We start from the raw sequence: 9,012 nt of genomic DNA, 5'->3' as shown, positions 1-9,012 counted from the left end.
CCATCCCACCGCGCACCATCTGCCGCAGCCTCCGCCCGCCCGGGCCGCCGACGCCAAAGGCCTCCTCGAAGCGCAAGGCGTCAGGCTCGGGCGATGACCAGCTCGGCACCTCGCCATACCGCGTGTTCACCACCCACCGGGTGTCGCTCAGGCGCACCGACGGCCGCAGGTCCACGTAGGCATGCCGCTGGGGATACAGCGACGCCACGCTGGGCGGCGTCTGCTTCGCGAACAAATCCAGCGACTGGTCATACATGTACGCGAGCAGCTCCGCCGTGCCCGCCTCCACCTTCGCGCCCTTCGGCCCGCGCACCGTCACGCGCCACGTCTCCTTCGCGCCCGGCCGCAGCGTGTCGCGGAAGGTGGCGAACTCCAGCTGCAGCTCCTTGTCGTCCCAGGGCACGAAGATGGACTTCGAGAAGAGCAGGAACTGGTAGTCACGCACCGTGGACAGCGCGACGGTGAAGCCGCCGCGCAGCTCCGCCGTCACCGGCACCTCCACCACCCCGGAGGACTGGCCCGCGGTGAGCGTGCGCCGGGAGATGCGCCGCTCTCCCTGGTAGATGTCGAGCAGCAGCGGCTGTCCCTTGAAGCCCGAGACGGCCATCAGCCGCACCACCTCGCCCACCCGCGCCGTCTCCCGCTCGGCCACCAGCATCGCGGGCACCGCGAGGGGCGTCGTCTTCCCGGCCACCAGCAGCTCGCGCCCCACGGTGTACGTCTGACCGAACGCGTCCGTCGTCTCGTAGTGCAGCCGGTACGCGCCCGCCTTGAGCGACGGCAGCTTCAGCACGGCCAGGCCCTCGGTGTCGTGCCGCACCGAGCCCGTCGCCTGCTCGGCCCCGTCCGCCCAGGCGCGGAGGGTGGACTCCGGCGCATACGACCCGAACCACCGGGGACGCAGCGCGTCTCCAGGCGTGGGCGTGAACACCGCCTCGGGGTCCTTGTACTCCGACAGGCTGTAGGGCTCATCGGCGGGCAGCAGGGGCTGCGCGGGCTGCTTCAGCGCCACCAGCCGCCACGTGCCCGCGCCCGGCTGCGGCGCGCCGTCCAGCGTGGAGCGCGTCAGCCGGACCTCGGCCGCGACGCCCTCACGGAGGAACCCCGTGTCCAGGTCCACGCGCGCCTCCACGGCGACGAAGCCCAGCCGGAAGGCCCGGCTGGCCGAGCGCGTCTCGCCACCCTCGTCCGTCGCGTCTGCTTCGATGCGGTAGCTCCACGTCAGCCCCGGCGTGGCCGAGGACCGCTCGTCCGCCTCCGGCGTGAAGCCGATGGTGAAGCCCCCGTCCGCGCCCAGCGGCGACGTGCCTGTCGCCACCACCTGCCGCTGCGAGGCCCCGGACCGCGGGCCCCACCACCACCAGGGCAGCACCGGCTCGCGGTACGCACGCCACCGCACGGCGCCGGACGTCACCGGCATGCCGAAGTAGTAGCGGGCTTCGCCCTGGAACGTCGCGGGCCGGTTGAGGCGCAGCTGCGCCTTCGCGTCCTTCAGCGTCACCTCGAAGGTGGGCCGCTTGTACTCCTCCACGCGAATCCCCGCGCGGCCGCCCGCGTTCACGCGCACGGCCCACGCCCCCAGCATCCGTCCGGTGGGAATCGTGAACTCGCCCGCGGCGGAGCCGAAGTCGTTGGTGCGGACCTCCCGGGACTCCACCACCTGGTGGTTCGGGTCGACCAGCGTCACCTGGAGCGTGCGGCCCGCCAGCGTCTTGTAGCGCGCCTGCTCACCCTGTCCGTGGAAGGCCACCGCCTTCCACAGGACCTTCTGCTGGGGCCGGTACACCGCGCGGTCGGTGAAGACGAGCGCCGAATCGGTGTCCGCGCGCGGATAGCGCACGTAGAACGGCACCTGGCCTGGGTGCAGCAGCGCGTCCCGCCCGGCGCCGGCCACCAGGACGAAGTTGCGGTAGCCCTCGCCCGGAACCGAGTCGAAGGTGGCCGCGCCGTCCGCGTCCGAGAGGATGCGCGCCGCCTCCTTGAAGCCCTTCCCGTAGTCGACGCGGATGAGGCGCAACGGAACCTTCGGGACGGGCTCGCCGGTGTCCCCGTCCACCAGCCGCACCTCCAGCAGGCTCCCCTTCGAGGGCCGCGCGACCATCACCCAAGGCGTCACCGTCAGGTACACCGCGATGATGCGGTTGTTCGTCGCGCGGAAGTCCTCGTGGGCGGAGGCCATGATGACGTACGTCCCCCGGTCCGTGAGCGGCGGCGTGACGAAGGTGCGGTGCTCCCGGAAGTCCTCCGTCTTCGGCAGCGGAACACTCCAGGTGGCCACCGGACGCTGGCCCTTCACCAGGGCCTTCAGCGGCGCGCCCTCCGGCATGAGGTTGTAGTCATTCACCTGGGTCAGCCGCTTCTCCAGGTCAATGGAGTACGCGCGAAAGTGCAGCATGGACACGTTGCGGTGGGTGACCTCGACCGAGCGGCGGCGCGGCCCGTCCGACGCCAGGGCCCCCATGCTGAACTCGGGCGCCTCAAGGGCGGCCATGAGCACGCGGCAGCGCCCGGCTCCCAGGGACTTGGGGTGCGTGGCCGCGCACGCCTTCGCCAGCGCATGGGCACGCACGGCGTGGTCCGCCGCTCGCTCCAGCTCCGCGAGCTGGGCCTGCCCCATGGTCGACCAGGGCACGTCGCGGAACGCGGGCAGCAAGGCGGCCAGGTGCCGCCGGATGCGGGTCCGGTCCGCCGCGTCCGTGAAGTGCTGGTGCAGCACCGCGTAGCGCTGCAGGCGGGCCTCCAGCGCCGACTCGCGCCGCCCCGCGCCCTGATGCCACGCCTCCAGGTCCCCGAGCACCGCCACCACCTTCATCAGCGGATGCACGCCGGGGTCCGTCAGCGTCACCTTGGGCGTCCCCTCCAGGAGCGTGCCCAGGTCCAGGCGGTACACCTCATTGGCCTGCTCGGGCGGCCAGTGCGAGCTGTCCGCCAGCAGGGACACGCGCAGGTACGACACGGCATCCCGCAGCGTGGAGCGCAGCCCCGCCGGGTAGGTGTTGGGCTTCACGTATTCGGCCAGCGCCTTGAGGGGCTCACCGCCGAGCTGCTGCCGCTGCTTCCACACCTCCTCGTGGGCCCGCTGGGCCTCGGCGAGAATCTCCGCGTAGGTCCACGCCTTGAGGTCCACCGGCCCGGAGGAGGCCACGGACTCGCGCTGGCGCACCTCCCAGCCGTAGGCCTGCGCGTAGGTGACGAGCGCGTTCGCGTAGAAGAGGTTCAGCGTGGCGCGAGGCAGCGTGCCCTTGGGCCAGGGCTGCTCGCGCAGGAAGCGCACCGCCGTCTCGTAGCCATGCAGGCCCGTGCGAAGTTGCACCGTGCGCACCAGCGCGCGCGTCCACTCGGCCTCGTCGCCCTTGGCCTTCGCCTGCGCCAGGCGGGCCTCGGCGGCCTGCGCGGCGGCCTCCAGCTTCTGCGCTTCGACCATCGCGTCGATGGCCTTCCACGAAGGCGGCGCCTTGCCCTGCCCCAGCGCGGGCGAGGTCAGCAGCAGCAGGGCGAACAACCAGAAGCGAACGAAGGGTGCGCGGGTCCAGGGGGTCCGGTGCATGTCGGCACTCTAGACACAGCTGGACACCCGAACGTTCCACAATGAACGTCAGTTCGCCTCCGGGGCCTCTGGCGCACGGCGGCGAAGCCCCACCAGGTAGACCTCCATGCTGGCGCCGCGCGTCGCCTCCGGCCGGACCACCTTCACCTCTTCGAAGAGGGCGCGGATCTGGTCGCGGAAGTCCTCGAAGTCCCGGCCCATGAAGACCTTGGCCACGAAGGACGAGCCGGGCCGGCCCCGCGCTGCGGCCAGCTCCAGCGCCTTGCCCGCCAGCCGCAGGCTGCGCGCCTCGTCGGTGGCCTTGATGCCACTCGTCTTGGGGGCCATGTCGGAGATGACGGCGTCGAAGGGGCCGGCATGGAGTTCGGTCAACTTCGCGTCGAAGTCGTCCGCGAGCACGTCCAGCACCGCCGTCTGCACGAAGGGCTGGCTGAAGGGACGGATGGCGACGATGTCCACGCCGATGACGCGGCCCTTCGGCCCCACGGCGTCCGCCAATATCTGAAGGAAACCTCCGGGCGCCGCCCCCAGGTCGAGCACGACGTGCCCTTTCTTCACCATGGGGAAGCGCTTGATGAGTTCATCGACCTTGAAGGCCGAACGTGCCCGCAGGCCTTCTTGCTTGGCCTTCTGGAAATAGTGGTCTTTAGGACGGTAGGGCTTGCCCATGTCAGGGGGGCTCCCTAGCATCCGCTACTGTCTTCGGGAAGCTGGAGCAGTCGCGGGTGTCACTACCCGTGCAACGGCCAGTCCGGAGGACGTTGGATGGGCACGACCCGGAGCGTGATGACGGCGCTGTGCATCTCCCTGCTGTCGGCTGGGGGCGCCGCCTACTGCTATACCCGCGCGGACGCCCTCCAGGTGCAGGGCCAGTGGCTGATGGAGCGCGGCACCGCCCAGGCGGAGGACTACGCGGCCCGGTTCGACGGCGCCGCGGCGGATGCCCAGCTGAAGACGTTCGCGGAGCGCCGGGCCATCCTGGAGAAGGCGCACGTGTGGCAGCGCGGGATGCTGCTGGGCGTGCTGGTCGCTTCGCTGGCCACCGTCTGCGCGTACCTCCTGTTCCTCCTCAAGCGGCTGAACGACCAGCTGCTCGATGCCACGGGCAGCGGAGCGCACGGAGCCGCCGCACGGGAGCCCGACTCCCCGGAGCCCGTCCAGGCGTTGATGCCCAGCCCGCAGCGCTGAGCGCTCGCCGCGGGGCGTGGCCCGCTGGCACAATGGCGTCCCCGTTTCATGGAGGAGGCCATGCCCGGCTGCGCGCACTGTGGACACCGGCTGGACATCATCGCGAACCAGGTGGGCCGGCGTGATGATTGCCCCCACTGCGGCGAGGACATCCGCTCCTGCCGCAACTGCCGTCACTTCGACCTGGGCGTGGCGAAGGAGTGCAAGGAGCCCTTCGCCGAGGTGCCCAAGGACAAGGACGGCGCCAACTTCTGTGAGCTGTTCCAGATTGGCGAGGGCGGCCTCCATGAAAAGGAGAGCCGGGACGCCCTGCTGAGCGCCGCGGAGGCGCTGTTCCGCAAGAAGTGACGCGGCCCGCCGCCAACGAAGCCCCGCGGCGGGGCGCTATAGTCCGCGGCCTCCTGAGAGCGGGGTGCGGATGCGGTGGTTGAAGAATCTGTACGTCCAGGTGCTGCTGGCCATCACCGTGGGCGTCCTCCTCGGCTGGCTGCGGCCGGACCTGGGCGAGTCCATGAAGCCGCTGGGCGACGGCTTCATCAAGCTGGTGAAGATGATCATCGCACCGGTCATCTTCCTCACCATCGTCGCGGGCATCGCGAAGATGGGCGACCTCAAGCACGTGGGCCGCATCGGCCTCAAGGCGCTCATCTACTTCGAGGTCCTCACGACGCTGGCGCTCGTCGTGGGCCTGGTGGTGGTGAACACCCTGAAGCCCGGCGTGGGGATGAACATCGACCCGGCGCAGATCGACACCTCTGGCATCACCCAGTACCGCGCGTCCGCGTCGCAGCAGGGCACCATCCCCTTCCTCCTGGACATCATCCCGCATGACTTCCTGTCGGCCTTCACCGAGGGGAAGCTGCTCCAGGTGCTGCTCATCGCCGTGCTGACGGGCGTGGCGCTCACCCGCCTGGGGCCCATGGGCCAGCGCGTGCTCGACTTGTCGGATGACCTGGCGCAGGTCTTCTTCGGCATCGTCGGGATGATCATGAAGCTGGCGCCGCTGGGCGCCTTCGGCGCCATGGCCTTCACCGTGGGCAAGTTCGGCGTCGAAGCGCTCAGCTCATTGGGCCGGCTGCTCATCGCCGTCTACGTCACCTGCGCCCTCTTCGTCTTCGTGGTGCTGGGGCTGGTGGCGCGGCTGTCCGGCTTCTCGCTGTGGAAGCTGCTGCGCTACATGCGCAGCGAGCTCTTGCTGGTGCTGGGGACGTCGTCATCGGAGTCCGCGCTGCCCCGGCTGCTCAAGCGGTTGGAGACGCTGGGCTGCGACCGGGGCGCCGTGGGGCTGGTGCTGCCCACCGGGTACTCGTTCAACCTGGATGGGACGTGCATCTACCTGACGATGGCGGCCATCTTCATCGCCCAGGCGGTGAACGTGGACCTCACGCTGGGCGAGGAGCTCACCCTGCTGGGCGTGCTGCTGCTCACGTCGAAGGGCGCCGCGGGCGTGACGGGTTCGGGCTTCATCACGCTGATGGCCACGCTGGCGGCGCTCAACGGCAAGGTGCCCGTGGAAGGCGTGGCGCTGCTGCTGGGCGTGGACCGCTTCATGTCCGAGGCCCGGGCCATCACCAACGTCATCGGCAACACGGTGGCGACGCTGGTGGTGGCCAGGTGGGAGGGCGTGCGTGACGACACCGTCATGCACGCCGCGCTCGACAGCGGGCCCAAGCCCCTGGAAGGGCTGAGCCTGGGCCACGGCGCCTGAGCGCGCGCTCAGAAGCCGTAGAGCTTGGAGATGATCTCCTTCATCACCTCGGAGGTGCCACCGCCGATGGTGATGAGGCGCACGTCGCGCCACATGCGGGCGATGGACGTCTCCTCCACGTAGCCCATGCCGCCGTAGAACTGCTGGCAGTCGTAGGCCACGCGCTGGGCCAGGTCGCCCGCGAACAGCTTCGCCATGGAGACCTCCTTCACCGGGTTCTCCTTCCGGTCGAAGAGGTCCACCGCGTGGTACGTCAACCGCTTGGCCGCTTCGATGGCCGTCAGGTGCTCCACGAACTTGTGGCGCCACACCTGGAACTTCATCAGCGGCCGGCCGAAGGCCTCGCGCTCGTTGCCGTACTGGATGGAGTCCTCCATCATCCGCTCCATGCCCGCCACCGTGGTGATGGCGCCCACCAGGCGCTCACCCTGGAAGTTGGTCATGATGTGGTAGAAGCCCTCGTTCTCCTCGCCCAGCACGTAGCGGGCAGGGATCCGGCAGTCCTCGAAGTAGAGGACGGCGGTGTCCGAGGACAGGTTGCCCACCTTGTCCAGCTTCTTGGAGACGCCGAAGCCCTTCACGTCCGTGGGGAACGTCACCAGGGAGATGCCGCCGTAGCCGGCCTCGCCCGTGCGCACCGCCAGGGTGATGAAGTCCGCCCGCGTGCCGTTGGTGATCCACATCTTCGAGCCGTTGATGACGTAGTCATCCCCGTCCCGGCGCGCCGTCGTCCTGATGCTGGCCACGTCCGAGCCGCAGCTCGGCTCGCTCACGCCCAGCGCGGCGATCTTCTCGCCCTTGAGCGCCGGCTCCAGGAACTCGCGCTTCTGCTCGTCCGTTCCAATCTCGTTGATGATGGGCGTGGCCATCTGGCTCTGCACCAGCAGCGCCATGTTCACGCCCGCGTTGAGGCTGCGGCTCAGCTCCTCCGCGAACACCGTCACGTACCAGTAGTCCAGCCCGCTGCCGCCGTACTTCGGGTCGTGGCTGATGCCCAGGAAGCCCAGCTCCCCCGCCTTGCGGAACAGCTCCTTGGGGAAGAGGCCCGCCCGGTCCCACTCCAGGCCGTGCGGCGTCATCTCCTTCTCCACGAAGCTGCGCACCGTGTTGCGGAAGGCCTCGTGTTCCTCGGTGAACGGGTGGGGCATGGGGAGTCCTTGATGCAAAAGGATTGATTCTGGAATCAATAACAGGGGCCCCCAGGTGCCACAAGCACCGCCGCCCAGGCACACCGCGCCCCTCCCCGAGGCCAGGGGACGAACGCACCGCGTCGTGTCATTTTCTCCTGCCCGCTCGGCGGACGGCCGTTAGACGTGCCGGGGAGAAGATAGTCCGTACTCCGGAGTATCCTCTTGACAGACAGTTCAGAGGCTGTAGTTTCCGGGCCGCAGACTTTCCATGTAGAAGCCGGCCCGGAAGTGTCTCCCAGGGGACAAGCGCCCCGCGACCGGCAGGAGCAGGACGACCGTGATTCGACGCATGTGGATGGCCGCGGCAGTGGCAGCGGTGGTGACGACGGGCTGTGGCAAGGCCAGCAACAAGCCGGCCCTCCCCGAGCAGACGGGTCCCGCGGCGTTGGGTGTGCGCGCCATCACTCCGGCCACGGAGCTGAGCGCCGACGTCACCCGCGTGACGGGGCAGATCCGCTCGAAGAACGAGGCGGTCCTGGGGCCCCAGGCGACCGGCACCATCGCGAAGATGAACGTGCGGGTGGGCGACAAGGTGAAGAAGGGCCAGGTGCTGGCGGTGCTGGACGCCTCCAACGTCGCCATCAGCGTGGAGCAGGCGCGCGCCGTGAAGCAGGCGGCGGACGCGGCGCTGGAGCTGGCCACGTCCTCCCTGGAGCGCACCCGGAGGGTGGCGGAGTCCGGCGGGGTGGCCGCCGCGGGGTTGGATCAGGCCGTGATTGGCCAGAAGCAGGCCGCCGCCCAGGCCGCCCAGGCCGCCGCCGGGCTGCGGCTGGCGGAGGAGATGCTGCGCGACCACTCCATCACCGCCCCCTTCGACGGCGTCATCACGGCCCGCACGAAGAACATCGGTGACTCGGTGGCGATGACGCCCTCCACGCCCGTGTTCAGCATCGTCGACACGACGGGGCTGGAGGTGCGCGCGCAGGTCCCCGAGTCCGTGGTGGACAAGGTCCGCGTGGGCAGCAAGACGCAGGGCACGTTGAGCCCCAGCGGCGCGCGCTTCGACGTGCAGGTGTCCGTCGTGGGCGCGGTGGTGGACGCCTCCAACCGCACGGTGGAGGTGCTGGCGGACGTGGTCGGCGAGCCTTCCACGGCGCTGCGTCCCGGCGCCCTGGTGGAGCTGGACTTCTCGAGCGCGGGCGAGGCCGACGACAAGGGCCTCTTCCTCCCCACCCAGGCCGTCAGCGCCCGGGGGCAGGAGGGCTTCGTGTGGGTGGTGCAGGACGGCACGGTGCGCAAGCGGGATGTGCGCGTCGAGCGAGTGCTGCCTGGTTACGTCCGCATCCTCCAGGGCCTGGCGGTCGACGAGCGCGTGCTCGCCGACTCCTCCCTGGACGTGAAGGAGGGCACGGCCGTCCGCGTAGTGCAGTGACGCCTGC

The 9,012-nt window shown here is 69.9% G+C and carries 7 protein-coding genes; 4 read left to right on the top strand and 3 right to left on the bottom strand.

Features of this window, described 5'->3' with window-relative positions; translation table 11 throughout:
* Positions 1-3,547 (bottom strand): MG2 domain-containing protein (locus HV826_RS22295; RefSeq protein ID WP_255217352.1); only part of this gene is annotated, 3,547 nt, incomplete at its 3' end.
* A gap of 48 nt (positions 3,548-3,595) precedes the next feature.
* Positions 3,596-4,237 (bottom strand): RlmE family RNA methyltransferase, encoded by a 642-nt coding sequence (locus HV826_RS22290; RefSeq protein ID WP_176419025.1) that lies wholly within the window; start codon positions 4,235-4,237, stop codon positions 3,596-3,598.
* Between the two features lie 75 nt (positions 4,238-4,312).
* Here HV826_RS22290 and HV826_RS22285 point away from each other — a divergent pair, with 75 nt between their 5' ends.
* From HV826_RS22285 to dctA, 3 genes are all read left to right on the top strand, one after another.
* Positions 4,313-4,735 (top strand): hypothetical protein, encoded by a 423-nt coding sequence (locus HV826_RS22285; protein ID WP_176419024.1) that lies wholly within the window; start codon positions 4,313-4,315, stop codon positions 4,733-4,735.
* Positions 4,736-4,795: 60 nt separating this feature from the next.
* Positions 4,796-5,083 (top strand): hypothetical protein, encoded by a 288-nt coding sequence (locus HV826_RS22280; protein ID WP_176419023.1) that lies wholly within the window; start codon positions 4,796-4,798, stop codon positions 5,081-5,083.
* 70 nt (positions 5,084-5,153) lie between these two features.
* Positions 5,154-6,443: a C4-dicarboxylate transporter DctA gene (gene dctA / locus HV826_RS22275; RefSeq protein WP_176419022.1), complete on the top strand. Its 1,290-nt coding sequence runs from the start codon at positions 5,154-5,156 to the stop codon at positions 6,441-6,443.
* Between the two features lie 8 nt (positions 6,444-6,451).
* On the opposite strand, the gene HV826_RS22270 is transcribed toward dctA, so the two are convergent.
* Entirely contained in the window at positions 6,452-7,591 is a 1,140-nt protein-coding gene (locus HV826_RS22270) for an acyl-CoA dehydrogenase family protein (RefSeq protein WP_176419021.1), read from the bottom strand.
* 331 nt (positions 7,592-7,922) lie between these two features.
* Here HV826_RS22270 and HV826_RS22265 point away from each other — a divergent pair, with 331 nt between their 5' ends.
* Positions 7,923-9,005, top strand: a complete 1,083-nt coding sequence (locus tag HV826_RS22265; RefSeq protein ID WP_176419028.1) for an efflux RND transporter periplasmic adaptor subunit — start codon at positions 7,923-7,925, stop codon at positions 9,003-9,005.
* Positions 9,006-9,012 lie beyond the last annotated feature (7 nt).

The organism is Myxococcus sp. AM010 (assembly GCF_013372585.1).
Lineage (GTDB): Bacteria > Myxococcota > Myxococcia > Myxococcales > Myxococcaceae > Myxococcus > Myxococcus vastator.
The sequence above is the reverse complement of the archived record's forward strand: the minus strand, read 5'-3'. Positions and strand labels throughout refer to the sequence as shown.

What these genes read in the sequence shown, in the direction of transcription:
- HV826_RS22290 (WP_176419025.1), bottom strand. Translation starts at nt 4,237, where the DNA reads ATGCTAGGGAGCCCCCCTGACATGGGCAAGCCCTACCGTCCTAAAGAC.
- HV826_RS22285 (WP_176419024.1), top strand. Translation starts at nt 4,313, where the DNA reads ATGGGCACGACCCGGAGCGTGATGACGGCGCTGTGCATCTCCCTGCTG.
- HV826_RS22280 (WP_176419023.1), top strand. Translation starts at nt 4,796, where the DNA reads ATGCCCGGCTGCGCGCACTGTGGACACCGGCTGGACATCATCGCGAAC.
- dctA (WP_176419022.1), top strand. Translation starts at nt 5,154, where the DNA reads ATGCGGTGGTTGAAGAATCTGTACGTCCAGGTGCTGCTGGCCATCACC.
- HV826_RS22270 (WP_176419021.1), bottom strand. Translation starts at nt 7,591, where the DNA reads ATGCCCCACCCGTTCACCGAGGAACACGAGGCCTTCCGCAACACGGTG.
- HV826_RS22265 (WP_176419028.1), top strand. Translation starts at nt 7,923, where the DNA reads ATGTGGATGGCCGCGGCAGTGGCAGCGGTGGTGACGACGGGCTGTGGC.